At 69.9% G+C, this 25,143-nt stretch carries 28 protein-coding genes, 2 tRNA genes and 1 pseudogene; 22 read left to right on the plus strand and 9 right to left on the minus strand.

Features of this window, described 5'->3' with window-relative positions; all coding sequences use genetic code 11:
- Nucleotides 1–16: 16 nt before the first annotated feature.
- Nucleotides 17–352: pseudogene (locus tag GRX01_RS19495) on the plus strand (hypothetical protein); the annotation flags it as partial.
- A 58-nt stretch (nucleotides 353–410) separates the two neighbouring features.
- On the opposite strand, the gene GRX01_RS10275 reads toward GRX01_RS19495, so the two are convergent.
- Nucleotides 411–1,091, minus strand: a complete 681-nt coding sequence (locus tag GRX01_RS10275; RefSeq protein ID WP_159666726.1) for a hypothetical protein — start codon at nucleotides 1,089–1,091, stop codon at nucleotides 411–413.
- A 136-nt stretch (nucleotides 1,092–1,227) separates the two neighbouring features.
- On the opposite strand from GRX01_RS10275, the gene GRX01_RS10280 reads away from it, so the two are divergent.
- From GRX01_RS10280 to GRX01_RS10290, 3 genes are all read left to right on the plus strand, one after another.
- Nucleotides 1,228–1,683 (plus strand): TRAM domain-containing protein, encoded by a 456-nt coding sequence (locus GRX01_RS10280; protein WP_159666728.1) that lies wholly within the window; start codon nucleotides 1,228–1,230, stop codon nucleotides 1,681–1,683.
- Nucleotides 1,684–1,758: 75 nt separating this feature from the next.
- A complete protein-coding gene (locus GRX01_RS10285; protein WP_159666730.1) occupies nucleotides 1,759–2,253 on the plus strand; it encodes a Tfx family DNA-binding protein in 495 nt (164 codons plus the stop codon).
- Between the two features lie 56 nt (nucleotides 2,254–2,309).
- Nucleotides 2,310–3,092: an SDR family oxidoreductase gene (locus GRX01_RS10290; RefSeq protein ID WP_159666732.1), complete on the plus strand. Its 783-nt coding sequence runs from the start codon at nucleotides 2,310–2,312 to the stop codon at nucleotides 3,090–3,092.
- Between the two features lie 30 nt (nucleotides 3,093–3,122).
- Here GRX01_RS10290 and GRX01_RS10295 read toward each other — a convergent pair whose 3' ends face one another.
- Together GRX01_RS10295 and GRX01_RS10300 are read right to left on the minus strand one after the other, a co-directional pair.
- Nucleotides 3,123–4,172 (minus strand): mannose-1-phosphate guanylyltransferase, encoded by a 1,050-nt coding sequence (locus GRX01_RS10295; protein WP_159666734.1) that lies wholly within the window; start codon nucleotides 4,170–4,172, stop codon nucleotides 3,123–3,125.
- Between the two features lie 31 nt (nucleotides 4,173–4,203).
- On the minus strand, nucleotides 4,204–4,497 hold the full coding sequence (locus tag GRX01_RS10300) for a DUF7091 family protein (RefSeq protein ID WP_159667222.1): 294 nt from the start codon (nucleotides 4,495–4,497) through the stop codon (nucleotides 4,204–4,206).
- 182 nt (nucleotides 4,498–4,679) lie between these two features.
- On the opposite strand from GRX01_RS10300, the gene GRX01_RS10305 reads away from it, so the two are divergent.
- From GRX01_RS10305 to GRX01_RS10315, 3 genes are all read left to right on the plus strand, one after another.
- Nucleotides 4,680–5,618: a replication factor A gene (locus GRX01_RS10305; RefSeq protein ID WP_159666736.1), complete on the plus strand. Its 939-nt coding sequence runs from the start codon at nucleotides 4,680–4,682 to the stop codon at nucleotides 5,616–5,618.
- Entirely contained in the window at nucleotides 5,618–6,217 is a 600-nt protein-coding gene (locus GRX01_RS10310; protein ID WP_159666738.1) for an RPA family protein, read from the plus strand. The genes GRX01_RS10305 and GRX01_RS10310 overlap by 1 nt, the downstream gene beginning before the upstream one ends.
- Nucleotides 6,218–6,314: 97 nt before the next feature.
- Nucleotides 6,315–6,737: a ribbon-helix-helix protein, CopG family gene (locus GRX01_RS10315; RefSeq protein WP_159666740.1), complete on the plus strand. Its 423-nt coding sequence runs from the start codon at nucleotides 6,315–6,317 to the stop codon at nucleotides 6,735–6,737.
- Nucleotides 6,738–6,767: 30 nt separating this feature from the next.
- On the opposite strand, the gene GRX01_RS10320 is transcribed toward GRX01_RS10315, so the two are convergent.
- The 3 genes from GRX01_RS10320 to GRX01_RS10330 form a co-directional block, all read right to left on the minus strand.
- Entirely contained in the window at nucleotides 6,768–7,028 is a 261-nt protein-coding gene (locus GRX01_RS10320) for a HalOD1 output domain-containing protein (protein ID WP_159666743.1), read from the minus strand.
- 102 nt (nucleotides 7,029–7,130) lie between these two features.
- Nucleotides 7,131–7,586 carry a DUF5814 domain-containing protein gene (locus GRX01_RS10325; RefSeq protein ID WP_321168019.1) on the minus strand — a complete coding sequence of 152 codons (456 nt, stop codon included), beginning with the start codon at nucleotides 7,584–7,586 and terminating at the stop codon, nucleotides 7,131–7,133.
- A gap of 42 nt (nucleotides 7,587–7,628) precedes the next feature.
- The gene (locus GRX01_RS10330; RefSeq protein ID WP_159666746.1) at nucleotides 7,629–8,810 is read right to left on the minus strand and encodes an ATP-binding protein; all 1,182 of its coding nucleotides are present in this window, start codon (nucleotides 8,808–8,810) and stop codon (nucleotides 7,629–7,631) included.
- 167 nt (nucleotides 8,811–8,977) lie between these two features.
- On the opposite strand from GRX01_RS10330, the gene GRX01_RS10335 reads away from it, so the two are divergent.
- A tRNA-His gene (locus tag GRX01_RS10335) sits at nucleotides 8,978–9,050 on the plus strand.
- 106 nt (nucleotides 9,051–9,156) lie between these two features.
- Complete coding sequence (locus GRX01_RS10340; RefSeq protein WP_159666749.1) at nucleotides 9,157–9,933, plus strand: response regulator; 777 nt, start codon at nucleotides 9,157–9,159, stop codon at nucleotides 9,931–9,933.
- A gap of 60 nt (nucleotides 9,934–9,993) precedes the next feature.
- Here the strand turns inward: GRX01_RS10340 and GRX01_RS10345 are convergent, their stop codons facing one another.
- Nucleotides 9,994–11,181, minus strand: a complete 1,188-nt coding sequence (locus GRX01_RS10345) for a site-2 protease family protein (protein WP_159666752.1) — start codon at nucleotides 11,179–11,181, stop codon at nucleotides 9,994–9,996.
- Between the two features lie 73 nt (nucleotides 11,182–11,254).
- Between GRX01_RS10345 and GRX01_RS10350 the strand changes: the two genes are divergently transcribed.
- The 3 genes from GRX01_RS10350 (at nucleotide 11,255) to GRX01_RS10360 (ending at nucleotide 14,386) form a co-directional block, all read left to right on the plus strand.
- Nucleotides 11,255–11,659 (plus strand): cupin domain-containing protein, encoded by a 405-nt coding sequence (locus GRX01_RS10350; RefSeq protein WP_159666755.1) that lies wholly within the window; start codon nucleotides 11,255–11,257, stop codon nucleotides 11,657–11,659.
- A 141-nt stretch (nucleotides 11,660–11,800) separates the two neighbouring features.
- Complete coding sequence (locus GRX01_RS10355; protein ID WP_321168020.1) at nucleotides 11,801–13,843, plus strand: DEAD/DEAH box helicase; 2,043 nt, start codon at nucleotides 11,801–11,803, stop codon at nucleotides 13,841–13,843.
- Nucleotides 13,844–13,963: 120 nt separating this feature from the next.
- Complete coding sequence (locus GRX01_RS10360; protein WP_159666758.1) at nucleotides 13,964–14,386, plus strand: DUF7539 family protein; 423 nt, start codon at nucleotides 13,964–13,966, stop codon at nucleotides 14,384–14,386.
- A 69-nt stretch (nucleotides 14,387–14,455) separates the two neighbouring features.
- On the opposite strand, the gene GRX01_RS10365 is transcribed toward GRX01_RS10360, so the two are convergent.
- Nucleotides 14,456–15,055, minus strand: a complete 600-nt coding sequence (locus GRX01_RS10365; protein ID WP_159666761.1) for a DUF5789 family protein — start codon at nucleotides 15,053–15,055, stop codon at nucleotides 14,456–14,458.
- Nucleotides 15,056–15,230: 175 nt separating this feature from the next.
- Here GRX01_RS10365 and GRX01_RS10370 point away from each other — a divergent pair, with 175 nt between their 5' ends.
- From GRX01_RS10370 to GRX01_RS10410, 9 genes are all read left to right on the plus strand, one after another.
- On the plus strand, nucleotides 15,231–17,087 hold the full coding sequence (locus tag GRX01_RS10370) for an SLC13 family permease (protein ID WP_321168021.1): 1,857 nt from the start codon (nucleotides 15,231–15,233) through the stop codon (nucleotides 17,085–17,087).
- A gap of 63 nt (nucleotides 17,088–17,150) precedes the next feature.
- Nucleotides 17,151–17,221 (plus strand) — tRNA-Pro (locus GRX01_RS10375).
- Nucleotides 17,222–17,274: 53 nt separating this feature from the next.
- Nucleotides 17,275–18,093 carry a group I intron-associated PD-(D/E)XK endonuclease gene (locus tag GRX01_RS10380; RefSeq protein WP_159666764.1) on the plus strand — a complete coding sequence of 273 codons (819 nt, stop codon included), beginning with the start codon at nucleotides 17,275–17,277 and terminating at the stop codon, nucleotides 18,091–18,093.
- A gap of 68 nt (nucleotides 18,094–18,161) precedes the next feature.
- Nucleotides 18,162–20,276, plus strand: coding sequence for a minichromosome maintenance protein MCM (locus GRX01_RS10385; RefSeq protein ID WP_159666767.1), 2,115 nt, complete (start codon nucleotides 18,162–18,164; stop codon nucleotides 20,274–20,276).
- 6 nt (nucleotides 20,277–20,282) lie between these two features.
- On the plus strand, nucleotides 20,283–20,567 hold the full coding sequence (locus tag GRX01_RS10390; RefSeq protein WP_159666770.1) for a DUF7854 family protein: 285 nt from the start codon (nucleotides 20,283–20,285) through the stop codon (nucleotides 20,565–20,567).
- Nucleotides 20,568–20,635: 68 nt separating this feature from the next.
- Nucleotides 20,636–20,974, plus strand: a complete 339-nt coding sequence (locus GRX01_RS10395; RefSeq protein WP_159666773.1) for a DUF7855 family protein — start codon at nucleotides 20,636–20,638, stop codon at nucleotides 20,972–20,974.
- An 11-nt stretch (nucleotides 20,975–20,985) separates the two neighbouring features.
- A complete protein-coding gene (locus GRX01_RS10400) occupies nucleotides 20,986–21,921 on the plus strand; it encodes a DUF7856 family protein (protein WP_159666776.1) in 936 nt (311 codons plus the stop codon).
- 109 nt (nucleotides 21,922–22,030) lie between these two features.
- The gene (locus tag GRX01_RS10405; protein WP_159666779.1) at nucleotides 22,031–22,861 is read left to right on the plus strand and encodes a DUF7857 domain-containing protein; all 831 of its coding nucleotides are present in this window, start codon (nucleotides 22,031–22,033) and stop codon (nucleotides 22,859–22,861) included.
- On the plus strand, nucleotides 22,858–23,520 hold the full coding sequence (locus tag GRX01_RS10410; protein ID WP_321168022.1) for a MinD/ParA family ATP-binding protein: 663 nt from the start codon (nucleotides 22,858–22,860) through the stop codon (nucleotides 23,518–23,520). The genes GRX01_RS10405 and GRX01_RS10410 overlap by 4 nt, the downstream gene beginning before the upstream one ends.
- A 41-nt stretch (nucleotides 23,521–23,561) precedes the next feature.
- On the opposite strand, the gene GRX01_RS10415 is transcribed toward GRX01_RS10410, so the two are convergent.
- Nucleotides 23,562–24,422 (minus strand): transcription initiation factor IIB, encoded by an 861-nt coding sequence (locus tag GRX01_RS10415; RefSeq protein WP_159666782.1) that lies wholly within the window; start codon nucleotides 24,420–24,422, stop codon nucleotides 23,562–23,564.
- 167 nt (nucleotides 24,423–24,589) lie between these two features.
- On the opposite strand from GRX01_RS10415, the gene GRX01_RS10420 reads away from it, so the two are divergent.
- Complete coding sequence (locus GRX01_RS10420) at nucleotides 24,590–25,105, plus strand: DUF7858 family protein (protein ID WP_159666785.1); 516 nt, start codon at nucleotides 24,590–24,592, stop codon at nucleotides 25,103–25,105.
- The last annotated feature ends 38 nt before the right edge of the window (nucleotides 25,106–25,143 follow it).

The following is a 25,143-nucleotide window of genomic DNA, read 5'->3' on the forward strand; positions in this document are numbered from 1 at the left end:
CGCCGATCTCGCGGCGGAGGACTGGCGCGCGGCGCTCGCGGCTGCCGGCGAGCTTCGACCGCCCGTCGTCGCCGAGATCATCACCCTCCACGGCGACCGCGGTCGCCGGGCGATCGAGGCCGTCGGGGAGGGACGGGTGAAGCGGTACCGCGACTTCACCGTCGTCGTCGGCTATCGGGACGAGCACGTCGTCGAGGACGGCGGCTGTGACTGCCGGGACGCCACCTACAACCTCGACACCTCCGACCCGAGCGAGCGCTGCTGGCACGCGCTCGCCGTCGACGTCGCCGAGCGCGTCGACCGCGTCGACCACCACGACATGTGGTACTCCGAGGTCGCCGAGTTCCTCTGACCGAGCCGCCGCATAGCGACACGGTCGCACCCACGCCCGGACGACGCCGAGCGCTTGGTCACTCGAACGACGCCGTCTCGACCGTGAGTCCGTAGTACAGCGCCGGCGCGAGCGCCAGCGCCACCGCCGAGAGGACCGCCGCCGGGGACACCGACCCGGCGAACAGCGCCGCGAACAGGACGGCGACGCCGAGGACGGCGCCGGCGGCGACGGCGCCGAGCCTGGCGGTCGGCGTCGCGGCGAACCCGGCGGCTCGGGCGGCGATCGCGCCCGTGATCCACAGCACCAGTGCCGCCGCCGCGCCGAACGGCGTCCCGAGGAGGAGTCCGGCCAGCAGCAGCGCCACGCCGCCTCCCGCGCCGGCGAGCAGGAGCGCCCGACCGTCCGGTAGCGTGCGGACCGGCGCGTACGTGACGGCGTATATCCACGCCGGCGCGGCGACGAGCAGTCCCATGAGGGCGCCGCGCAGCGTCGCGGCGGCGGTTCCGCCGGTCGCCGCCGCGTCGGCGACGAGCACGGCACCCACCAGTGTGCCGGCGACCGCCACGGCCCGCGGCGGCAACACGGCGGTCGGATCGTCGTCGTGGTAGATCGCGTACACCGAGAACGGGTACAGAAGGGCAACTCCGGTGAGAAGCGACCGGGACAGGTCGCCCGTCGCCCACAGCGCGAACGCGCCGATGGGCACGGCGAGGAGCACCCCGGTCAACAGCGCGAGTTCTGGAGCGCGGCGGTTCACGGTCGCGGTACGGGCGGAGCGAGCAAAAGCTCCCCGTCGCCGTCTTTCGGCTGGATCGCTGTCCGTCCGCATCCCTCGCGTCCGATCGACTCGACCAGACGGAAGCGTTTAGACCGTGCCGGAGGTATCACTCCGCATGGCGGACTGTCCACTTGCGGATGACTGCCCCCGGTTCTCCGAGCGGATCCAGGGGATGGGCTGTCAGCACTACGGCGACCGCGGCGGCGCCGAGTGGTGCAACGAGTACGACATGCCGATCTCGGATCTGAAGCAGCAGCCGGTCAAACCCGGCGAGGAAGTCGTCGTCGAGGTCGACGACATCCACGAGAGCGGCGCGGGCGTCGGTCGCACCGACGACGGCTTCATCGTCATGGTCGACGGCCTGCTCCCGCCCGCTCGGGCGGTCGTCCGCATCGATCGGGTGAAGCACAACCACGCGAAGGCGAAACACGTCGTCGAGCGACTCCCCGACGAGCCGGAGGAGGGCGACGGGGGCGTCGAGGGCGAGGGGGAGAACCCGGAGATCGACGAGGAGACCGAGGCCAAGCGGGGCGAACGGCTCGGATCGCGCGACAACTTCTGGGGATCGTAGCGCCGACCCGCCCCGGAAGTCGCGGCTGGACAGTCCGTACTATCCTTTTTGTGTACCGGGGTTCGATCGACTCTCATGACCACTGAGGGGAGCGTCGACGCGGTCGACGTCGCCGAACTGCTCGACCGCGCCGGCTTCGACGCCGACCGCAGCGTCCTCACCCGTCGACAGGCGGAGGTGCTCGCGCTGCGCGAGCGCGACGTCAGGCAGGCCGACATCGCCGACCTGCTCGGGACCTCCCGCGCGAACGTGTCGAGCGTCGAGTCGTCCGCCCGCGACAACGTCGAGAAGGCGCGCGAGACGGTCGCGTTCGCGGAGGCGCTGTCCGCGCCCGTCCGGATCGAGATCGCCGCCGGAACCGACCTCTACGACGTGCCCGACCGCGTGTACGACGCCTGCGACGAGGCCGACGTGAAGGTCAACCACACCGCGCCGGACCTGATGAAGCTCGTGAGCGACGACGCCGGCGACGCGGTTCAGGGTCGGGAGGTCGTCGACCCGATCCTCGTCGGTATCACCGGCGCCGGAACCGTCCGGGTCCGACGCTCGGAGCAGCCGAACGCCGACTGACCGCACGTCCTGCCGCCTCTGGCGGCTTTTTGTGCCGGACGGCCGCAACCGCAGGTATGGATCTCCGACTCGACGGAAACGCGGCGCTGGTGACGGCCAGCTCGAGCGGCCTCGGCTTCGCCTCGGCGGCGTCGCTGGCGGCCGAGGGCGCCAACGTGGTGATCTGCGGTCGAACGCCCGAACGCCTCGAGGAGGCCGAGGCGGCGCTGGCGGACGAGCCCGGCGACGTGCTCGCGGTCGAGGCCGACGTGACCGACCGCGACGACGTGGCCGCGCTCGTGGAGGCGACCGTCGACGAGTTCGGCGGCCTCGACCACGTCGTCACGAGCGCGGGCGGCGTCCCGCCGGGTACCTTCGACGGGACGTCCGACGACCAGTGGCGCGGCGCCTTCGACACGCTCGTCATGAGCGCCGTCTGGACGCTCCGGGAGGCGCGCCCGCACCTGACCGACAGCGACGCGGGGACGGTCACGTGCATCACCTCGACCTCGGTTCGGGAGGCCATCGACGGGCTCGTGCTCTCGAACGCCGTCCGCCGGACGGTGATCGGCCTCGTCAAGACCGTCTCGCGGGAGTGGGCGCCCGACGTGCGCGCGAACGCGGTGCTCCCGGGCGCACACGAGACGACCCGCATCGAGGAACTCGTCGAGGACGCGCTCGACCGCGGCGAGTACGACAGCTACGAGGAGGGCGTCGCCGACTGGGCAAGCGACATCCCGCTTGACCGCATCGGCGACCCGCGCGAGCTGGGCGACGTGGTCGCGTTCCTCTCCTCGGAGCGCGCGTCGTTCGTCAACGGCGCGGCGCTGCCCGTCGACGGTGGGCGCCTGCGGTCCTAACCCGTCACGGCCGGGGATCGGAGGATCGAGTCAGAACCGCCCGTTCTCCTTCAGCCGGTCGACCGCGTCGCGGACACGCTGTGCCTGTTCCTTCGGGACGACGAGCACGCGGTCGTCGTAGGCGACGACGCACAACCCCTCCACGCCGACCAGCGAGACGTGCGTGTCGTCCGCCGCGACGACGTTGTCCGCGGCGTCGACCGCGAGCGCCTCGGCACCGCCCCCGACGACGTTGCCGTCGTCGTCCGCGTCGAGCACGCGGTCGAGCGCGTCCCACGCCCCGAGGTCGTCCCACGCGAAATCCGCGGGGACGACGGCGGCGCCCTCGGCGCGCTCCATCACCGCGTAGTCGATGCTGACCGGGTCGACCGCCGCGAAGCCGGCCTCGGGATCCGGGTCGTCGCCGTCGAGCGCGTCCGCAAGCGGCCCGAGCGGCGTGTCGCGGGCCTCCCGGAACAGCGCCGCGGGCGTCCACGCGAAGATGCCGGCGTTCCAGTAGTAGCCCGCCTCGACGTACTCAGCGGCGTTGTCGGCCCCGGGCTTCTCGTGGAAGGCGGCGAGGTCGCGGTAGTCGACCGCGGAGCCGTCGCCGCTGTGCCCCTCGCCGGGTTCGATGTAGCCGTACCCCGTTGCGGGCCGGGTCGGCTTGACGCCGAAGGCGACCAGCCGGTCGGTGTCGGCGGCGACGCGCGCCCCCCGCGCCATCGTCGCCTCGAAGGCGTCGCCGTCGGGCACGTGGTGGTCGGCGGGGAGGACGACCACCACCGGGTCGCCGTCGACGGCCTCGCGTGCGCGGTGGGTCGCGTACAGTATCGCCGGCCCGGTGTCCTTGCCCGCCGGCTCGACGACGACCTCGGCGTTCGGGGCGTGTTCGGGCACCTCGTCGGCGAACTCGGGGCGCGTGGCGACCAGCGTCGCGTCCGCGAAGCCCGTTCGTTCGGCGGTTCTCGCGAGGAGGCTCCGGTCGTCGTCGGGGTCGCCCAGCGCGAGGAACTGCTTCGGGCGGTCGCTTCTGGAGGCGGGGTACAGCCGCGAACCGGTGCCGCCGGCGAGGATCACGGCGACGACGGGTCGATCCATGTCGACCCGCTCGTGCGCGGCGGGCAAAACGTTACCAGGTCTGTATGCGTCCCTCCCGCACGTCCTCGGCGCACCCCTCACAGTCCGGGTGCCCCGACTCGAAACACGCCGGCTCCCCGTCGGCGTTCACGGCGACGCGGCGCTTCTCGGCGTGGCGGCGACAGACGATGCGGGCGCGGTCCTCGTCGTCCGTCGGGAGGTCGAAGTCGCCGGCGTGGTTCTCGCCCCACTCGCGACCCTCGCGGTAGGCACGCTTGCTGCGCGCGTACTCGCGGCCGGCCTTGCGTGCCTGCTGTTCGAGCACACGCCGGAGCCTGTCGCCCAGTCCCATGTTCCCGTGTGGGCGCGCCCCGACTATCAGTCCGTTGCCCGCGCGCGAACGGTCGCGGCGACGGGTCACCGCCCTCCCGGATCTCCACTTTCACCCCGGTCACGGAATACTAAATAGGATCGCGAACCAACCGTCGTACGCCTCCCACTGAACACATACCCGGAGGCGAGAGAACCATGGCAGACCTGCAAACCCACGCGGAAGAGATACACGAGCAGTTTTCAGACCACTTGGACCTCACCGTCGAGGAGATCGAGGAGCGCCTCGCCTCGCTGGTGAACGAGTACAGCGTCCCCGTCGACGAGGCGCGCCGGAGCGTCGTCAACTCCTACCTCGACGAGGCGGGGCTGGAGCGCGACGAGATCGGCTCCGGCGGGAGCCAACAGGCGCTCGTCGGCGACATCGACGAGGACGAACAGTGGGTCGACCTTCGCGTGACGGTGGCCGACCTGTGGGACCCCAACCACGACTCCATCGCGCAGGTGGGCCTGCTCGGCGACGAGTCCGGCACGATCAAGTTCGTCTCCTTCTCCACGAGCGAGCTGGAGGAGCTCGAGGAGGGCCAGAGCTACGCGCTCTCGAACGTCGTCACCGACGAGTACCAGGGCAACTACTCGGTGAAGCTCAATCGGACGACCACGATCTCCGAACTCGACGAGGAGATCGAGGTCGGCGACGACAGCGACGAGGTCGAGGGCGCGCTGGTGGACATCCAGTCGGGCTCGGGCCTCATCAAGCGCTGTCCCGAGGACGACTGCACGCGCGTGCTCCAGAACGGGCGCTGCAGCGAGCACGGCCAGGTCGACGGCGAGTTCGACCTCCGCATCAAGGCGGTGCTCGACGACGGCGACGCCGTCCAGGAGGTCATCTTCAACGAGGAGGCGACCGCCGAGCTGACCGGCATCGGCCTCGACGAGGCCAAGGAGATGGCCCAGGACGCCCTGGACACGACCGTCGTGGGCGAGGAGATGGCCGACATGATCGTCGGCCGCTACTACCGCGTTCGCGGCCCGACGCTGGGCCGGTACGTGCTCGCCGACGAGTTCGAGGAACTGTCCGGCGCCGACGACACCGTCGACGCCGAGTCGCTGCTGATCCGCGCGAGGTCCCTGTAATGAGCCAGTCCGTTCCATCCCGAGAGGTCGCACGCCGCGTGTTCGCGGCCGAGTACAACGACGCCAGCTACACGTTCAAGGAGTCCGACGACGAGCGGGCCCCCCTGTACCTGCTGCTCCCCACGGGCGAGCGCGCCAACCGCGTGTTCATCGTCGGCACCCTCACCGAGAAGGAGGACGTCGGCGAGGACAGCGAGTACTGGCGCGGCCGGATCGTCGACCCGACGGGGACGTTCTTCACCTACGCCGGGCAGTACCAGCCCGAGGCCGCGAGCGCCCTCCGGGAGCTGGAGCCGCCCGCGTACGTCGCCGTCGTCGGCAAGCCCCGAACCTACGAGACGGACGACGGCAGCGTGAACGTCTCCGTGCGTCCCGAGTCCATCACGACCGTCGACGCCGCCACGCGCGACCGTTGGGTCGCCGAGACCGCCGCGCGGACGCTCGACCGCATCGAGGCGTTCGACGACGAGGGCAACGAGTACGCGCGGATGGCCCGCGAGCAGTACGACCTGCCCGTCGAGGAGTACCGCGACGCCGCCGTCGCGGCGCTGCAGTCGCTCGACGACGCCGACGAACTCGAGGACGAGGCGCCCGCGTAGGTCGGCGGCCGACCTCCCGTTTTCACACTCCATCCCCGAGAGCGCCGTGTGAGCGTCTGACGAACGGTTAAGTGACAGGCCGAACGAGCATCCGGCAATGGGGAGCAAGAACAAGACGGTCTCGTTCCGCGTCAACGAGGACGCCTTCGAGGCGCTGCGCGAGATCGCCGACGAGCGCGACCTCTCGCTGTCGGCGGTGTTCCGCGACTACGTGGACACCCTCGTCGCCCACGACGGGCAGGTGGAGGTCGTCCCGGAGAACCGCGTCGAGGAGACCGACGCCGACGGCGAGTCGTTCCCGCCGACCGTCGAGGTGCCCAAGAGCTTCGTCCGCGAGCACGAGCGGCTCGAACTGGAGGCCGAGCACCTCCGCGAGCAGCTGGACGAGTACAAGGCGTTCGTCACGTACCTGCAGGACAGACTCGAGGAGGCCGACGACGGCGAGGAGGTCGTGTTCCTCGAGGAGCTCGACGACGACCGCGACCGCGAGCGCGACGACGAACCGTATCAACTCGGGTAGGCTCGCGTCCGTCGACCGGTCGACGAACCTCTAGTCGACCGGTCGGACCGTCACCTCGGGTGTTCGACCCCCGACAACGGTCACGAGGTACCCGCCGAACCGAACCGTCACCTCCACGTCCGGCGACCCGCTTCGGACGACGCCATCGAGCGCTTCCGGGTCGACGGCGTCGTGGAGGCGATCCTCGAGGGCGGCCGGCGACACCCCCTCGGCGGCCGCGACGTGCTCGACGACGAGTTCGCTCGGACGACGCTCGGCTGCCGCCCTCCGTCTCGTTTCCTGCTTCGACATGGCTACGACTTCCCCGTGAGGAACGGTAAACACCGAGCGTTACGAACGCGGTTTCATCCGTATTAAGCCCGCAGTCCGGCGTCGGAGGGAGCTAGCCGGTGCCTACCGCGCCAACTCGTTTCGCGCCTCGTGCGCCCTCTCGCGGGCCTCCTCGTCGCCCTCGACGGCCGCGAGCGACTCCGTCGCCTCCAGCGTGCGCACGGCCGAGTCGAGAAACGAGAGCACGTCGCCCGGATAGGCGTACAGCATGTAGTCGTCGCCCATCACGTCGACGATGGCGTCCGGACCGAGCCCCTGCGCGCGCAGCTCCAGCAGGTAGCGAACGAACTTCCGCTCGGGGTGTCCGCAGTACGGCGCGTCGTCGCAGGCGCAATCGAGGAAGTCCTCGGCGAACTCCAGCACCCGGTCGCGGGTGGTCTCGTCGAGCTCGGCGAGGCCGTCGCCCGAGAACACCAGGTCCAGCGTCGCCCCCGAGAACGCGCCCTTCGGGATGTTCGCGTCGAGCTGTGAGGCGATCTGCCGGTGGTTCTTCAGGTAGATCTTGTCCGTGATGGCCACTGCTGGGTGACGATAGCGGATCCGACGAGAAAAGCGCGACGGTCAGACGCCGTCCCGATCGTCGACGGGGGGACCGATCGCGTCGTCGCCGCGGTCGCGACCGTCGCCGGCGGCTGTCGACCCCGGCCCGCTTCCGGTCGTCGCGTCCGCCCCCGGTTCCGTCTCCGCCGCCGGGAGCGACACGACCACCGCGGTCCCGCGCGGGTCGCGGTCCTCGACGCGCACGTCGCCGCCGAGGCCGTCGACGACGGTGTTCACGACGTGGAGCCCCTTCGCGGTTCCCACCGCGTGATCGAACAGTCCCGTCCGCGTCTCCGGGTCGATACCCGGCCCGTCGTCCAGCACACGCACCCGGACGCGATCGCCGTCCCGTTCGCCCTCGACGCGGACGGTCGCCTCGCCGTCGTGGTGTTCGATCGCGTTCTCGATCAGGTTGTCGAGGACGAGCCGGAACGACTCGTTCACGGGCGCGGCGAGATCACTCGGTAGCTCGCTCGAGACCGTCGCGGACGGGTACGCGGCTCGGGCCGACGCGACCGCCTCGTCGACGAGCGGCGCGAGCGGGATCGGATCGGGATCGATCTCCCCGGAGACGGTCTCGCCGACCGTCCGAGCCAGCTCGGTCCGCTCGACGACCCGCTGTGCGCGGTCGCGGACGACCGACGCCGCGTCCCGTCCGTCGGTCGCCGCCTCCCCGCCGTCGAGGTCCTCCGCGTAGCCGGCGATGATCGCGGCGTCGTTTCGGACGTCGTGTCTGAGCATCCCGTTGACGAACGCCAGCGAGTCGCGTTTGCGGGCGGCCGACCGGGCGTACGAGCGGCTTCGAGCGCGGTACTCGCCGGCGAGTGCGCCGGTGAGGAACCCGGCTCCGAGGGACGTGAACAGGACGAACACCGGCTCCGGGACCGCGCGTCCCTCCACCGTGCGGATCCCGATCGTGAGCGCCACCGCCGCGAGGAACGCGACCGCGGTTCCGGCGCCGAACGCGGCGACGGTCCGGTTGTGTTCGCGCCCCCGGTCCGACCGCGCCATTCCGATCCCCGCGGCGGCGACGACGACGGCCAATCCCCCGTCGAGCAGGAACGCCGCCGTCGGCGCGATCACCTGACCGACGGCGGCCGGTTCGCGGACGACGTGGTGGTACGCCGTCGCGGCGGTCAGAACCGAACCGAGAAGGACCACACCCGCGGAGAACGCATCCCACCGGTACTGGTGTTCGGCCATCGTCTCTCGTTCTCGCCCGCCGCGGATAAATCCGGACGCACCGGGGACGGTCATCCGTCGGCTCCGCAGGGGGGACCCGTCCGTCCGCCCGCCGTCGCCGATCGCGCGTGGGGACCCGGCCGATTCGTAACGTATTTGAATCGGACCGGGCAACCTACGGGTGCGTGTCCGGGTTGGGGTAGTGGACTATCCTTCAGCCTTGTGGAGGCTGAGACGCGGGTTCAATTCTCGCACCTGGACCTCTCCGACTGAACGGGCGCGACCGGCCGAGCCGCGACGCTCGGCGGTCGTACCGACGGTTCGTCGAACCGGTATTCTTTGGTGGTTCCCCTCCGTGGCACCGCCGATGGACTCCCATCGAGCGACGGAACCCCTTCGTGTCCTCCACGCCGAGGACGACGACGCGCTGGCGGAGGTCGTCGCGCTCGTCCTCGAGCGGGAGGCGTGGGTTGGCTCCGTCACCCGGGTTTCGAGCGCGGAGGCGGCGCTGGCGGCGCTCGAGGGAGGGTCGTACGACTGCCTCCTCAGCGACCTGGAGATGCCCGGACTGTCGGGACTGGACCTCTACGAGCGGGTCCGCGAGTCGTTCCCGTCGCTCCCGTTCGTCCTGTTCACGGGGCGTCCGTGGGCCGCAGAACGGCCCGACGCGCCGCCGGCGTACGCGAAGGGCGGCGCCGACGCGCTCGAGTCGCTCGCGCGCGGGCTGTACCGGCTGTGCGTCGCCGCCGACGTCGGGATCGGGTCCCCGACCGTCGACGGTCCGTCGGCGCCCGCACGCCCGGACGCGATGTTCTACCGATGTCGGCGGGCGCCCGGATGGCCCGCCGAGGTCGTCGGTCCGGGGGCGACCGTGTTGCTCGGCTACGATCCCGGGGCGTTCGAGCGCGGGGACGTCGTCTACACCGACGACGTGGTTCACCCGGCCGACCGACAGTGGACGCACGACGCGATGGAGGCGTCGCTGTCGGCCGACGACCCGTTCGAGTTCACCTATCGCGTCCGGCGGGCCGACGGCCGGGTCGTACGGGTGTGGGAGCGGGGTCGGGGCGTCGCCGGCGACGGCGGTGACGACGGGGCCGCGTTCGTCGAGGGGTTCGTGCTGCCGCTCCTCGACGGCGAGTGAGAGGGGCGACGACCCATGACCGGCGGGTGTCGCGGTCGGATTCGGCGCCGCTCCGGGTCGTCACAGACCGCGGCCGCCCACGTCCGGCAGCGGGCCGGTCCCGGCGCCGATGCCGAGCGACTCCCGGCCGCCCTGCTGGATCACGTTGAACGCCGTCATCAGGTCGGTCCTCGAGATGAGACCCACCAACTCGCCGTCGGCGTCGACGACGACGAGGCGGCCGACGCCGCGCCGCTGCATCGTCTCCAGCGCCGTCACCGCGTCCGCGCCGGCGGTAACGCTGGGGATGTCCGCCTCCATCACGTCCTGCACCGTGTAGGCGTCGCGCTCGACCTCGCGGACGCCCTGTGCGTCCGCCAGCGTCACCATCCCCACGAGGGAGCCGCTCTTTACGACGGGGTAGCCCGTGTGGCGCTCGCGGAACATCCGCTCCATCAGCTTCGCGACGCTGTCCCCGGGGTGGACGACACTCAGTTGCTCGCGCCCCGTCATGATGTCGTCGACGATGACGCCCTCGAAGGCGGCGCGCATCGTGGTCTGCTGTGCCTCGCTGGAGGCGGCGATGTAGATGAAGAAGGCGAGGCCAACGGTGAGCCAGTTGCCCCCGAACAGGCCGACCAGGCCCAACAGGAACGCGAACACCTTCCCGACCTCGGCGGCGATCTGGGTGGCGCGAGCGTGGGGGCGGTTCCGAGCCAGCAGCGCACGGAGCACCCGTCCCCCGTCCATCGGGAAGCCGGGCAGCATGTTGAACGCCGCGAGCACGAGGTTCATCAGCGCGAGATAGCCGACGACGAACGCGACCGACGGTGGGAGGCTGACGGCCACGAGCACGGCGTAGGCGACGACGCCGAGCGCGACGGAGACGACCGGACCCATGATCGCGACGGTGAACTCCTGTTTCCAGTCCTCGGGCATCTCCTCGAAGGAGGCCACGCCGCCGAACAGCCACAGCGTGATCGACTCGATCTCGTAGCCGTAGTGCATCGCGGTCAGCGAGTGGCCGAACTCGTGAAACAGGACGGAAACGAACAGTCCGACGGCCGCGGCGGTACCGAGCACCCACGGGAGACTCCCGCCGGTGATCGCGGCCGCGGGGATGGCGACGCCGAACGTGTCGCCGACGATCCCGGCGAACTCCCCGACCTGGCTCCCGATGAGATACGCGAACAGCGGGAGGATCAGCAGAAACGTCCAGTTCAACTGTATCGGGATCCCGGCGACCCGCCCGATACGGATTCCTCGCATACCCCGGGGTTGTCCCTCGTCGGGTATAAACCCGCCCGCCGACGTTTATGCCCCGTCGCGCGAAAGCGGAGGTATGAGCGAGACCGACGCGACGGCGGACGAACCGACGACGACCCCCGTGGTGAAGCGCGGCGCCGACCTCGAACCGAGCGAGGTCGACGCCGGCGAGGGGATGTCGAAGGGCGTGCTCCTCGACGACTCGGACGGTGCGCCCCACTTCGCGATGCGCCGCTTCGAGCTCGCGCCCGGCGCGCACGTCCCGAACCACACCAACGAGGTCGAACACGAGCAGTACGTGCTCGCGGGCGAGTACACCGTGGGGCTCGACGGGGAGGAGTACACGGTGGCCGAGGGCGACGCGCTGCTCATCCCCGCGGGCGTCCCGCACTGGTACCGCAACGACGGCGACGAGCCGGGGGCGTTCATCTGTGTGGTCCCCCACGGCGACGACACGATCCGCGTGCTCGACGAGGAGTAGGCCGGTTCCGCGTCCGCCGGATCCTTCGCCGAGACGACGGTCGCTCGGCGACAGCCCCGACGGTTCAGGCTGGACTCCCGCACACACGGAAGCCGAATCCCTGAAATACCGCATCCGCCTAGCACGGACCAAGCGATCACCGTGTCCGAGCAACTCCCACAGGTCGAGACCCTGTTCCTCCACGCGCGCGACGACGCCGACGAGTTCACCGTCGTCGTCGAGCGCGACGGCTCGCGCGTCCTCCAGGGCGTCCTCGAACTCAAGGAGGCCGACGCCGGCCCGCGCCCGCGACGCTTCCGGGTGAAACAGAAGGGCGGCGAGGAGCCGCGCCAGCCCGACCAGTTCGTCGAGCTGGCGCGCAACGCGCGCCGGATCCGCATCTCCGAGCAGACGGGGGCGGGCGCCCGCGACCGACTCGTCGAGATGCTCGACGCCTACCAACTCGACGCCAAGCAGGTGCGCACCTGCCGCTACTGCGCGAACGCCGGACGCTACTCCCCGGTCACCTCCGACACCGCGGTGAAGGCCGACCGCGACTGGATCTGTCAGGACTGCGCGAAGCGCGAGCTCGAGCGCGAGCTCTCCTACAAGGGGCAGTTCACCGGCAACGCGCAGGACCGTCTCGAGGACCTCCTGTTCGAGGTGCAGGACCTGGAGCGCATCACGAACCTCCTGCAGGGGAACCTCGACCCCGACCTCACGAAGTTCGACACCATCTCGGCGACGACCGACGAGATCGACCCCGTCCGCACGGACTCGCTGAACCTCCACCCCGCGCTCCAGGAGCGCGTCGAGGGGCGGTTCGAGGAGCTGCTGCCCGTGCAGAGCCTCTCGGCCGAGAACGGCCTGTTCGAGGGCGACGACCAGCTCGTGGTGAGCGCGACGGCGACCGGGAAGACGCTCGTCGGGGAGCTCGCGGGCGTGAACAACGCGCTCAACGGGAAGGGGAAGCTGCTGTTCCTCGTCCCGCTGGTCGCGCTCGCAAACCAGAAGCACGAGGACTTCGAGGAACGGTACGGCGACGTGCTCGACGTGACCATCCGGGTGGGCGCCTCCCGGATCAACGACGACGGCAACCGCTTCGATCCGAACGCGGACGTGATCGTCGGCACCTACGAGGGGATCGACCACGCGCTGCGCACGGGCAAGGACATGGGCGACATCGGCACCGTCGTCATCGACGAGGTCCACACCCTGAAGGAGGCGGGCCGCGGTCACCGCCTCGACGGGATGATCTCGCGGCTCAAGCACTACTCCGAGAACCGGAACTCCTCGGCACAGTGGGTGTACCTCTCGGCGACCGTCGGCAACCCCGAGTTCCTGGCCGAGCGGCTGGGTGCGACCCTCATCGAGTTCGAGGAGCGTCCGGTCCCCATCGAGCGTCACGTCACCTTCGCCGACGAGCGCGAGAAGGTCGAGATCGAGAAGAAGCTCGTCAAACGCGAGTTCGACACGAAGTCCTCGAAGGGGTACCGCGGGCAGACGATCGTCTTCACCAACTCCCGCCGGCGCTGCCACGAGATCTCCCGGAAGCTGGAGTACGACTCCGCGCCGTACCACGCGGGCCTCGACTACAAGCGCCGCAAGACCGTCGAGCGGAAGTTCGGCGATCAGGAGCTGGCGGCGGTCGTCACCACCGCCGCGCTGGCCGCCGGCGTCGACTTCCCCGCCTCGCAGGTGATCTTCGACACGCTCGCGATGGGGATCGAGTGGCTGTCCGTGCAGGAGTTCGAGCAGATGCTCGGCCGCGCGGGCCGGCCCGACTACCACGATCAGGGGAAGGTGTACGTGCTCGTCGAGCCGGACGCCAGCTACCACTCCTCGATGGAGGGCACCGAGGACGAGACCGCGTTCAAGCTGCTGAAGGGGGAGATGGAGGACGTGACGACGGTGTACGACACCGCCTCCGCCGCCGAGGAGACCCTCGCGAACGTCGTCGTCGCGGGGAAGCAGGCCAAGCGGTTGAACGACCGGATGATCGGCGAGGTCCCCACGACCCACGCGATCGGCAAGCTGCTGGAGTGGGAGTTCATCGACGGGCTGTCGCCGACCCCGCTGGGCCGGGCGGTCACCGAGCACTTCCTCGCCCCGGACGACGCGTTCCGGATCCTCGACGGGATCCGGAAGGACCACCACCCCTACGAGATCGTCGCGGACATGGAGCTGGCCGACGAGGAACTGTAGTCGGGCGCAAGCCACACAGCGACTCGGTCGTTCGATCGTCGGAGCGGACCCGTCCCATCACGTTCCGGTCGGACCGAAGACTGTACCAAGGTTGATTGCCGTCGCAGCCGTCGTCCGGGTATGGCCGACTCGAACTCCCGCCGACAGCTCGTTCACGAGGTCCGATCCCAGCTCGACGGCTGGGTGGACCGCGCCCGCGTCGAGGCGTACACCGAGCTGTTCGAGGGCGACGATCCGATCCTCCCCGAGGAGGAGCTCCGACTGCTCGATACGATCGACTCCCAACTGGAACGGCACGGCGACGACGGCGTCTGGGGAACCGACCAGTACGGCATCCACTCGGCCGACGGCGGGCGGTCGACCGACGCGCTCGGGGTCGTCTGCGTGTATCACCCGCAGGTGACGAGCGACTCGGTCCTCCGCGGGATCGACGACCTCGACGACGAGACCGAGGAGCGGATCAACGCGGCGCTGTGGACGTACGCCCAGCGGGTCACGGAGCTCGTCGAGGAACGACTCGACGAGTACCTCGATCGCGACTGACCTCGGCCGCGGATACGGACACGCGGGCGAACCGGCTCCCCGTTCGATCACACGGAACGCGGCGCCCCGTCAGACGCCGAGCCACTCGTCGTTCCGGACCTCGTAGCCGTTCGCCCGACAGAACTTGGCCGCCCGTCGACGGACCGACCGCGACCCGGGAAGCTTGTCCTTCTCGCCGATCTGCTCGACGATCCAGTCGGCGACGACCGGGATCCCCTCGTTCTCGTCGACCGGGTCGATCTCCACGAGTTCGTGAAACGCCCGTTCGTAGGCGTCGCGCTGCGATCCGGTGAAGTCCACGCCCTGGAGCGTCCCGGCCGCCTCGACGACCCGCTTCATCGCCGCGGCGACCGTCGGTCGCTGCACTCGGGCGCGGACGGCCGCGGGGCCGTCGAACAACTCCACGTCCGTGTCGGGGAGCAGCGCCTCGGCGGTGAACGTCTCGGCGTCAGTCGGGATCTCCCGCTCACCGACCACATCGACGACTTGGGCGCCGGTCGCGGGGAACTCCACCGACTCGAGATCCCGTTCGATCGCGGCGAGGGCGTCCTCGTGGACCGGCGGCTCCTCCTCGTTGTACCGCTCGAGATCCGTCGCGAGGGCTCGCTTTCGACGGCGCGTTTCGGCGTCGTGGGCCTGTTTATCGCGTCCCTGTTTGTCGTCTGCCATCCCCTAGCGTTGGTCTCCGCTCCGGATAACCCCGCGTCCGATTGTCGACCCGTGCGAACTCGACTGACGACCCGCAGGAACGCGGATCGCCCACGCGGACGGCGCCTGTCACCTCGGCGTCCAGTCTCGTTCCGTTCCCGTACCCTTTTTGCCGGCACACGGCATCACATCCGGCGTGCTCGCGCCCGAGATCCTGTTCGTCTTCGCGGTGGTTCTCGCGGCGCTCGTGCTGTTCGTCACCGAGCCGGTGCCCGTGGACATCACCGCGCTCGGGATCCTCGTGGCGCTGTTGCTCTCCGGCCCGGTCACGACCGCGCTCGCCGGCGTCGGGGTGCTCGCGGAGTCGTTCGCGCTGGTGTCGGTCGAGGAGGGGTTGTCGGGGTTCGCGAACCCGGCGACGCTGACGGTACTCGCGATGTTCGTCCTCTCGGAGGGGATCCGCATGACCGGCATCGTCCAGCGGCTCGGGTCGTTCATCGCTCGACTCACGAAGGGCGACGAGCGGAAGCAACTGGGCGCGACGATCGGCGTGGTCGGTCCGATCTCCGGGCTGATCAACAACACCGCCGCGGTCGCCATCCTGCTCCCGATGGTGATCGACCTGGCGGAGCGGGGGCGGACCTCACCCTCGAAGCTGTTGCTTCCGCTGAGCTACGCGTCGATGTTCGGCGGGACGCTCACGCTCATCGGCACCTCGACGAACATCCTCGCGTCGGACCTGTACGCGACGCTCGCGCCCGCAGACGTGGCCAGACCGTTCCGGATGTTCGAGTTCCTCCCGCTGGGCGCGGTGCTGTTGGTCGTCGGCTCGCTGTACCTGCTCACGATCGGACGGTGGCTCACGCCGGCCCGGATCGCGCCGCGTGCGGATCTCACCGAGGAGTTCCAGATGGCGGAGTACCTGACGGAGGTCGTCGTCCGCGAGGACTCCCCGTTGGTCGGCCAGCGCGTCGAGACGGCGTTCTCGGAGACCGAGTTCGACGTGGATCTGGTCCAACTCGTCCGCGACAACCGGACGTTCCTCGAACCGCTCGGACAGAAGGAGATCCGCGCGGGCGACGTGTTCGCCGTCCGAACGGACCGGACGACGCTCGTCGAACTGCTCGACGTCGAGGGGCTCGACCTCATCCCCGAAGTCGTCGACGAGGCGGAGCTGGAGACCGCCGAGGAGGCACACAACCTCGTGGAGGTCGTCGTCGCACCCGGATCGTCGCTGATCGGCGAGTCGCTCGCCTCCGCGAGCTTCCGCCAGCGCTACGACGCGACGGTGCTGGCGCTGCGGCGCGGCGGGGAACTGTTCCGCCAGCGCATGGACCACGTCCCGCTGCGGGTGGGCGACACCCTGCTCGTGCAGGCGAGCGAGGCGTCGATCGACCGGCTCGACACGAACCGGAACTTCATCCTCGCGCGGGAGATCGAGCGCCACGACTACCGCCAGTCGAAGACGCTCCTCGCCGTGGGGATCGTCGCGCTCGCGATCGCCCTCGCGGCCGTCGACCTCGTTCCCATCGTCGTCTCCGCGCTCGCGGGGGCGCTCGCGATGGTCGTCACGGGCTGTCTGAAGCCCGGGGAGGTGTACGAGGCCGTCGAGTGGGACGTGATCTTCCTGCTCGCGGGCGTCATCCCGCTGGGGATCGCGATGCAGACCTCCGGCGCCGCGGGGCTGATCGCGGACGCCATCGTCGCGAGCGCGGACGTGCTCTCCCCGCTGGCGTTGCTCGGGGCGTTCTACGTCGTGACGGCGCTGCTCACGAACGTCATCTCGAACAACGCGAGCGTCGTGCTCATGATCCCCGTCGCCCTGCAGGTGGCCGCGACGCTCGGCGCGAACCCCCTCGCGTTCGCGATGGCCGTCACGTTCGCGGCGTCGACGGCGTTCATGACTCCCGTCGGCTACCAGACGAACCTGTTCGTGTACGGGCCGGGCGGCTACCGGTTCACCGACTACCTGCGGGTCGGGGCGCCGCTGCAGGCGATCTTCGCGGTCGTGACGACGCTCGGGATCCCGATCGTGTTCGGACTGGGGTTGTGAGCCGGTCGCGGGGGCGGAGCGAACGGAACGGTTTATTCGCGTCCGCCACAGAGGTGGTAGCACGGGACCGTGGGTTAGCGGTATACTCCTGGCCTTGGGTGCCAGTGTCCCCGGTTCGAATCCGGGCGGTCCCATCCACTTTCACTCCGTACCGACCGTTCAATTCGGCTCCCTCAGAACCGAATGTATGGGTCCACTGGAGGAGATGCCGAGTCACCGGAAGGGAGACTACACCGAAGCGGTCGTGGTGGCCGAATTAAAACGGCGCGGGATCGCGGTTTCGAAACCTGTCGGCGACAACGAACGGTACGATGCTATCTTGGAGGCGAAGGATCGACTCCTGACCGTACAGATCAAGACGGGTTCGTACGAGCGGGAGGGAATACGGTTTCGAGGTGCTTCCCAACACACGAACAGCAGCGGGAACGTATACAAACTCTATGAAGACGACGTCGATTACTTTCTCGTATACTGCCACGAGTCGACATCGTTGTATCTCGTACCCGAATCCGAGGTCGGTTCTAACATGTTTCTCCGGACTGCCGAGCCGAGCCAACGACACGCGAATATGAACTGGGCACGGGAGTACGAATTCGACGCAAACTGGCCGCCCACAGAAGCGGTCGACACGCAGAGGTCGGAGCCAAACGTGGCCCGAGAACTGGTGGACCGCGAGATCACCGTTCACGTCCCAATTAACGAAGAACAGTACGACTTACTGCTCGAAACGAACGACGGTAAGCGATATCGTACCGCTGTCGAGCGAGGGACAGTCACCGAAGGGCGCATACGGTTCGACCCGAAGTGCCAGCTCCCGGGTCCGGATACGATCGATCTCATCGTGGTCCACCTCGACTCGCCCGACTCGCTCTTTCTAGTTCGTCGCGATGAGTACGACACCGCACTCTCGCTCAGAGTCGAGACTCCCGATCGGTGGAACAGTATGATCAACTGGGCCGAAGACTACGAGTTCGACGCTCGCTGGCCCCCTGATATCCCCGAGTAGTTCTACGCCGGGTCCACTTCCACCGAGAGGCGACAGTTCTTACCCGATGAGGTGGCTACCTCAGTGCAATGAGTCAGGTCTCCGAGAGCCAGGACGTCGACGCCTTCCTCAGTTTCTATCGGACCTACTACGCCGACGAGGTCGCGCGTCTCGCCCAGAACTACCCGAAGGAGCAGCGCTCGCTGTACGTCGAGTACGACGACCTGTACACGTACGACCCGGACCTCGCCGAGCGGTACCTCAACCGTCCGGGGGAGATGCAGGAGGTCGCCGAGGAGGCGCTTCGGACGTACGACCTCCCGGTCGACATCTCGCTGGGGCAGGCGCACGTCCGCCTCCGTCACCTCCCCCGCGAGAACACCCTCGACATCCGCGGCATCCGCGTCAGCGACGACCACATCGGCTCGATGGTCGCGGTGATGGGGATCGTCCGTAAGGCGACGGACGTGCGCCCGAAGATCGTCGAGGCCGCCTTCGAGTGCCAGCGCTGCGGGACGATGACGTACATCCCGCAGAACGACTCCGGGTTTCAGGAACCCCACGAGTGCCAGGGCTGCGAGCGGCAGGGGCCGTTCCGCGTCAACAACAACGAGTCGAAGTTCATCGACTCCCAGCAGCTCCGGGTACAGGAGTCGCCGGAGGGTCTGCGCGGCGGGGAGACGCCCCAGAGCATCGACGTGAACCTAGAGGACGACATCTGCGGAAAGGTGACGCCCGGCGACCACGTCACCGTCGTCGGCCGGTTGGAGATGGAGCAGGTGACGAGCGGGCAGGAGAAGACGACGGTGTTCGACCCGTACATGGAGGGCGTCTCCGTCGTCATCGAGGACGAGGAGTTCGAGGACATGGACATCACCGACGAGGACAAACAGGAGATCCTCGAGCTCTCGACGCACGAGAACATCTACGACGAGATGGTCGCCTCGGTCGCGCCCTCCATCTACGGCTACGAGCAGGAGAAGCTCTCGATGATCCTCCAACTGTTCTCGGGGGTGACGAAGCACCTTCCGGACGGGTCGCGCATTCGTGGCGACTTACATATGCTTCTGATAGGGGACCCGGGTACGGGGAAGAGCCAGATGTTATCATACATTCGAAATATTGCCCCGCGTTCCGTCTACACCTCCGGGAAGGGGTCCAGTTCCGCCGGCCTCACCGCGGCGGCGGTCCGCGACGACTTCGGCGACGGCCAGCAGTGGACGCTGGAGGCGGGGGCGCTCGTTCTCGCGGACAAGGGGATCGCGGCGGTCGACGAGCTCGACAAGATGCGCCCGGAGGACCGATCGGCCATGCACGAGGCGCTGGAGCAACAGCAGATCAGCGTCTCCAAGGCCGGCATCAACGCGACGCTCAAGAGCCGCTGTTCGCTGCTGGGCGCGGCCAACCCCAAGTACGGCCGCTTCGACCAGTACGAGCCGATCGGCGAGCAGATCGACCTCGAACCGGCGCTCATCTCCCGGTTCGACCTCATCTTCACCGTCACCGACAGCCCCGACCCCGAGCACGACGCCAAGCTGGCCGACCACATCCTGACGACGAACTACGCCGGCGAGTTGAACACCCAGCGCACGGAGATGGCGACCTCGAACTTCACGCAGGAGCAGGTCGACGAGGTGACCGAGGAGGTCGCGCCCGTCATCGACGCCGAACTCCTCCGGAAGTACATCGCGTACGCCAAGCGCAACTGCTACCCGACGATGACCGACGAGGCGCGGGCGGCGATCCGCGAGTTCTACGTGGACCTCCGGGCGAAGGGCGCCGACGAGGACGCGCCCGTCCCCGTCACCGCCCGGAAGCTGGAGGCGCTCGTGCGGCTCTCGGAGGCGAGCGCCCGCGTTCGCCTCTCGGACACCGTCGAGGAGGAGGACGCCACGCGCATCATCGAGATCGTCCGCTCGTGTCTGCAGGACATCGGCGTCGACCCGGAGACGGGCCAGTTCGACGCCGACGTGGTCGAGACCGGGACCAGCAAGAGCCAGCGCGACCGGATCAAGAGCGTCAAGGAGCTGATCGAGACGATCGCCCAGGAGTACGACGACGAGCCCGGCGCGCCGGTGGACACGATCCTCGAACGCGCCGAGGAGGCCGGAATGGACGCGGACAAGGCGGAGAAACAGATCGAGAAGTTCCGGACGAAAGGCGAGATCTACGAGCCGAAGCCGGGCTACGTCCGGACGACGTGACCGCGGATGGACCGCATCTCCGCCCTCCGGAACGTGGAGGACGCCATCCGTGCGTTCGAGGACGGCGAGGCCGACCTCGCCGACACCGAGCGTCGCGTCGCGACGGTGCTGCGCACCTACGCGACCGAGTTCGAGGTGGAGGACCGCCGCGCGTACCGCGTCGTCGACGGTCCCGGCGAGGGGCGCGTCGTCGTCGCCGGAACGCCAGCCGAGGCGCGCGAGCGAGCCGTCCGGCTCGCCGACAGCGGTGACGGGGAAACTCCAGCCGACGTGACGGTCGAATCGCTGTAGGCGACGGCGGTATCGACTTCGATACGCGGCTCGGAACGTTTTATATTAGTAACTGAATCCGCGAACGTATGCTACTCGTCGTGACGTACTCCCGCGGGGCGCGAACGACGCTCCGCAACGTCTGTCGCAGCCACGACGACACCGTCGTCCGGCGGCTCGGTCGGGCGGCGCTGTTCGCCGAGACGGAACTGGGCGCCTTCCTCGCGTGTCGCCTCCGGGCGAAGCACGGCTCCGACGTGCAGGTCGAGCGCACCGAGCCGTTCAACGAGTTCGCGGCCGTCCGGCCGGCGGTGCGCGAGGCCGCCGTCGCCTACGAGGACCGCGAGACGCCGAGCACGCCGTACGCGAAGTTCGCCGCCGGCGACGACCACCCCGACCCGGCGGCGATGCGCGACGCCGAACTGTGACCGAGCGACCCGTGCCTCGGTCCGCCCCGGCGGAGGCGGCCACGCTTCGACGTGCCGCCGAGGCGGGAACCGTCGAGGGTGCGTGTGCCGTGCTCGACCTCGACCCGGACGACCCGTTGGCGACGCTCACGGATCGACCGCCGTCGCTGTGGCGTGCGCTCGCCGCCGCGGCTCGCGAGCGCGGTCGGGAGCACCCACTGGACGATGAACGCCGTCGGCTCCGGACCGAGCTCGAGGCCGTCGACGCGGACGTCGACGACGCGGGGGACGCGAGCGACGCGCTGGCGGCAGCGCGCCGTCGCGCGGCGACGGCCGGCGCCGACGTGGAGCGGCTGCGCGAGCAGGCGGCGACACTCCGCGGGCGGCTCACGCAGGCGCGTGAACGGACGAGCGCCGACACCGAGGCAGACTCGGACGCCGCGGAGACGACGGTCGACGCGCTGCGGGCGGAGTTCGAGGCGGCGACGCGCGCGCTGACCGAGGCCGAGACCGAGCGCGTCGCGGCCGAACAGGCGCTCGCCGACGCCGTCGAGCGGTCGCGGGCGGCTCGCGACGCACGTGAGCGTCGCCTCCACCTCCGCGACGCGCTCACGAACCGCCGCCGAGAGATCCGTCGCGACCTCGCTCGCGAGGTGTATCCGGCCTTCGTGGACGCGGTCGCGACGTTCCGCTCGAACGCCGCGTGCATCCTCGGCGGCGACTCGGCCACCCGCGACTCCGGTGTCGGCGACTCCGACGCCCACGGCACCGCCTCCGACGGGTCTCTCACCGCTCGACCGGGCGACGGTCCGGATGACTTCGATGGCGACGCCGTGGTCGCGCACGCGGCTGCGGTGCGAATCGCCGATCGGGCCGACCCCGTCGTCGTCGCCGTCGACCGATTCCCGTCTCCAGAGAAGGTCCACGAGTGGCTCGGCTCGCCGGTCGTGTTCGTCGCTCCCGACTGACCTGTCGCCGGATCCGTACGCTGTACACGGCAACTAGGCGACCGACCGAGCTCAGACCGTCGACCCGACCGGACGGACGTTTATCGCCGATGACGGAACCACTCCGGGCATGCCGATCTCGCTGGACTCCGGCGTGAGGACCGAGGGGGGCGTCGCGCTCGTCTCCGTCCGCGTCCGGAACTCGGAGCCGGTCGCCCGCCGTGTCGTTGTCGAGAACCGCCTCCCCGGCTCGGTGTTCCCGCCGCGGCGACACGGCGTGCCCGAGCCGGGGTGGTCGAGCGACGGCTACGCCGGCGTCGTCGACGCGCACGGCGAACTCGTGCTCGGCTACGCCTGCCGAGTCGACGGCGACGGCGCCACTTCGGAGGACGAGAAGCCCCCACGGGACGCCCCGGACGCTTCGGACGGTCCGAACCCTCCCAACGCCTGTCGGACGGAGGAGCCGGTCGAACTCGTCGACGTTTCGGACCCGTCGACCGGCGAGGCGGACCCGCTGAGCGATGCGCTCGCCGGGTTGGCGGATCACAGGCCCCCGCCGGACGCGGTCGGTCCGGCGGGTGGCCAGCCGGATCCCGGCGGGGCCGAGGCCGAGGCGTCGACGGCGGGCGAGTCCGGCCCGGACGGGTCGAGCCCCGACGGGTCGACTCCCGACACGCCGACACCACGCGAGTCGCGTTCCGCGCCCGCGACGCCTCCGCCGGGTGTGGCGCGCTACCTCGAGGAGGTCGACGGTCGGATCTCGCGGGCGGAGACGCTCGAGAGCGGGTCGGTTTCGGAGGCGACGGCGGAGCTCAAGGGAGGAGTCGCTCCGGTCGGGCTGGAGGAACTGGTCGCACTCGACGCGCGGGCATTGGCGCGGATCGCGGACCGAGCCGAGTCGCTCGCCGCGCGGGCGGAGGCCGTCGACGTGCCGACGGACGCGCTGGAGCGCCTCGCGTGATCGTCGCGGTCGCGGGCGGGAAGGGCGGCGTCGGCAAGTCGACGCTGGCGTACAACGTCGCGGGCGCGCTCGACGCGCTCGTCGTCGACGCGTACCTCGCGATGGCGGACCTGCCGGGCGGGCGCGAGCGCGGGCCAGACCTCCACGACGTGCTCGCCGGCCGGGCGACCCCCGCGGAAGCAGTTCGGCCGGGGCCCGTGGACGTGCTCCCGTGCGGTCGAACTCTCGCGGGTGCCCGACTGGCCGACGTGCGCCGGCTCCGGGAGACGGTCGCGGTCGACGGGTACGAGCACGTCGTCGTCGACTCGCCCGCCGGGCTCCGCGTCGACGCGGGCGCGCCGCTTGCCGTCGCCGACGCGTGTCTCCTCGTCGCGTCGGCGACGCGGTGGGCGCTGGCGGACGCGCTCGCGGCCCGCGAACTGGCCCGGGAGCTCGACTGCGGGCTCGCGGCCGTCGCGCTCAACCGCGTCGTCGACGACCCGCCCGTCGAGGCGGTCGAACGCGCGCTCGGCGCGCCGACGACGGGGATTCCGGCGGACGAACGGATCGGGCGGTCGATCGCCGCGGAGGAACCGATCGGAACGGCGGCCCCGGAGTCGGCCGCGGCTCGAGCGATCGAGGAACTCGCCGCGGCCGTCCGTCGCTGTGCGGTCGCCTAGGCGAGAAGGACGACCCGTTCACCCGCAGAGGCTTCGACCGGTCACTCCCCGCGAAGCTCGACGTACGAGGAGCGGAGCGTGACGGGGGTCACGTCGGCGACCTCGGCCGCGGCCGCCTGCGTGCAGTCGGCGCCGGCGTCGCGTGCGGCGGCGTACAGACACGCCGCGGCGACGCCGCACGGGTTGCGCCCGTTCGTGAGTCCCTCGTCGCGGGCGCGGTCCAGATACTCGCGGGCGGCGCGCTCGACCTCGGTGTCGAGTCCCAGCTCCGTCGCGAACCGGGGCAGGTACTCGACCGGGTCGATCGGACCGACGGGGAGGCCGAGTTCGCGGTTCATCGCGTCGAAGGCGGCGCGAAGCTCGTCGGCGTCGGCCTTGGCGTCGGCGACGAGTTCGCCGCGGGTGCGCGAGACGCCGGCGACCCGGCAGGCGACGTACACCGCCGCCGCGGCGAACCCCTCCAGCGACCGCCCCCGGAGCAGGTCGGCGTCCTGCGCCGAGGTGAACAGCGAACACGCCCGATCGCGCAGCGAATCGGGAAGCCCGGCACACGAGACGATCCGTCGGATCTCGGTGAAGCCGTACACCTTGTTGCGGTCCCGCTTCGAGGAGATCTGTGCCCGCGTGTGCTGTCTGCGCATCCGCGCCCACTGGCGACGCTTGCGACCTTTCACGCGCGTGTGGCCGATCTCGGTCGAGAGTCCGCGGTCGTGGCGCGAGCGGGTCAGCGGCGCCCCCGTCCGTCTGGGATCGTGGTCGTCGTCCGCGAAGCTTCGCCACTCGGGGCCGTGGTCGATCCGGTCCTCCGAGACGACGAGCCCGCACTCGCTACACACCGCCTCGTCGCCGTCCGCGTACACTCGGCCCTCGCATTCGGGACACGCCGTCGTGCTCGTTGCCATACTCGAACGTCGGTCCCGAAGCCATACTTATGTGTGGGGGGCTCCGGCCCCCTCGGACCGGTCGAGCGCGCTCGAACGTACCGATAACCGGTACGTTGCGATCCTACACTCGGTTGTTGTAGATAGATGAAGAGTGAATTTATATCGGATGCCGACCGAGAGTGGCTATGACGCTCTCCGACATCGCCGCCGGTATCGAGGTGACCGCCCGGCAGGAGGAACGCGGGGTCGCCTCGGTGGACGACACCGACGGCGACCTCGCGTCCCTGCTCGCGCCCCACGTCGACGCGTTGCCGTGTTCCCCCGAGGCGACGGCGGTCGTGCTCGATCACCACGCTCGCGGGGAGAGCGTGGGTGAGAGCGCTCGCGAGGCAGGCGTCGCCGCGATGACCGCCGCGAAGGTGCTCCACCGATGCGGCGTACAGGGCGTCTCCCCGCTCGCGCCGACGGCCCGTCGCGTGGTTCGCGACTGGCTCTCCGGCGACGTCTCGCGCGCGGACGCGCTCGAGCTGACCGGCGGCGACGAGGCGGCGTTCGCGCTCGCGAGCTACGTCGAGTCACACGACCCTGTCCCGGAGCTGAGCGACGTCGCCCGCGGCGCGCTCGCCGACGGCGGGAACGCGAGCGTGGAGAAACGGGACGCGCTCGGGGAGACGATGAGTTCCGTCTCGGACCTACGCTGACTCCGGTCGGCGTGTCGCTCGAGACGGAACGCACCGAC

The sequence above is a fragment of the Halobaculum saliterrae genome, assembly GCF_009831625.1.
Classification (GTDB): domain Archaea; phylum Halobacteriota; class Halobacteria; order Halobacteriales; family Haloferacaceae; genus Halobaculum; species Halobaculum saliterrae.

Excerpts from the sequence above, each read along its gene's own strand:
- GRX01_RS10280 (WP_159666728.1), top strand. The coding sequence starts at position 1,228 with ATGGCGGACTGTCCACTTGCGGATGACTGCCCCCGGTTCTCCGAGCGG.
- GRX01_RS10285 (WP_159666730.1), top strand. The coding sequence starts at position 1,759 with ATGACCACTGAGGGGAGCGTCGACGCGGTCGACGTCGCCGAACTGCTC.
- GRX01_RS10290 (WP_159666732.1), top strand. The coding sequence starts at position 2,310 with ATGGATCTCCGACTCGACGGAAACGCGGCGCTGGTGACGGCCAGCTCG.
- GRX01_RS10295 (WP_159666734.1), bottom strand. The coding sequence starts at position 4,172 with ATGGATCGACCCGTCGTCGCCGTGATCCTCGCCGGCGGCACCGGTTCG.
- GRX01_RS10305 (WP_159666736.1), top strand. The coding sequence starts at position 4,680 with ATGGCAGACCTGCAAACCCACGCGGAAGAGATACACGAGCAGTTTTCA.
- GRX01_RS10310 (WP_159666738.1), top strand. The coding sequence starts at position 5,618 with ATGAGCCAGTCCGTTCCATCCCGAGAGGTCGCACGCCGCGTGTTCGCG.
- GRX01_RS10315 (WP_159666740.1), top strand. The coding sequence starts at position 6,315 with ATGGGGAGCAAGAACAAGACGGTCTCGTTCCGCGTCAACGAGGACGCC.
- GRX01_RS10320 (WP_159666743.1), bottom strand. The coding sequence starts at position 7,028 with ATGTCGAAGCAGGAAACGAGACGGAGGGCGGCAGCCGAGCGTCGTCCG.
- GRX01_RS10330 (WP_159666746.1), bottom strand. The coding sequence starts at position 8,810 with ATGGCCGAACACCAGTACCGGTGGGATGCGTTCTCCGCGGGTGTGGTC.
- GRX01_RS10340 (WP_159666749.1), top strand. The coding sequence starts at position 9,157 with ATGGACTCCCATCGAGCGACGGAACCCCTTCGTGTCCTCCACGCCGAG.
- GRX01_RS10345 (WP_159666752.1), bottom strand. The coding sequence starts at position 11,181 with ATGCGAGGAATCCGTATCGGGCGGGTCGCCGGGATCCCGATACAGTTG.
- GRX01_RS10350 (WP_159666755.1), top strand. The coding sequence starts at position 11,255 with ATGAGCGAGACCGACGCGACGGCGGACGAACCGACGACGACCCCCGTG.
- GRX01_RS10360 (WP_159666758.1), top strand. The coding sequence starts at position 13,964 with ATGGCCGACTCGAACTCCCGCCGACAGCTCGTTCACGAGGTCCGATCC.
- GRX01_RS10365 (WP_159666761.1), bottom strand. The coding sequence starts at position 15,055 with ATGGCAGACGACAAACAGGGACGCGATAAACAGGCCCACGACGCCGAA.
- GRX01_RS10380 (WP_159666764.1), top strand. The coding sequence starts at position 17,275 with ATGGGTCCACTGGAGGAGATGCCGAGTCACCGGAAGGGAGACTACACC.
- GRX01_RS10385 (WP_159666767.1), top strand. The coding sequence starts at position 18,162 with ATGAGTCAGGTCTCCGAGAGCCAGGACGTCGACGCCTTCCTCAGTTTC.
- GRX01_RS10390 (WP_159666770.1), top strand. The coding sequence starts at position 20,283 with ATGGACCGCATCTCCGCCCTCCGGAACGTGGAGGACGCCATCCGTGCG.
- GRX01_RS10395 (WP_159666773.1), top strand. The coding sequence starts at position 20,636 with ATGCTACTCGTCGTGACGTACTCCCGCGGGGCGCGAACGACGCTCCGC.
- GRX01_RS10405 (WP_159666779.1), top strand. The coding sequence starts at position 22,031 with ATGCCGATCTCGCTGGACTCCGGCGTGAGGACCGAGGGGGGCGTCGCG.
- GRX01_RS10415 (WP_159666782.1), bottom strand. The coding sequence starts at position 24,422 with ATGGCAACGAGCACGACGGCGTGTCCCGAATGCGAGGGCCGAGTGTAC.
- GRX01_RS10420 (WP_159666785.1), top strand. The coding sequence starts at position 24,590 with ATGACGCTCTCCGACATCGCCGCCGGTATCGAGGTGACCGCCCGGCAG.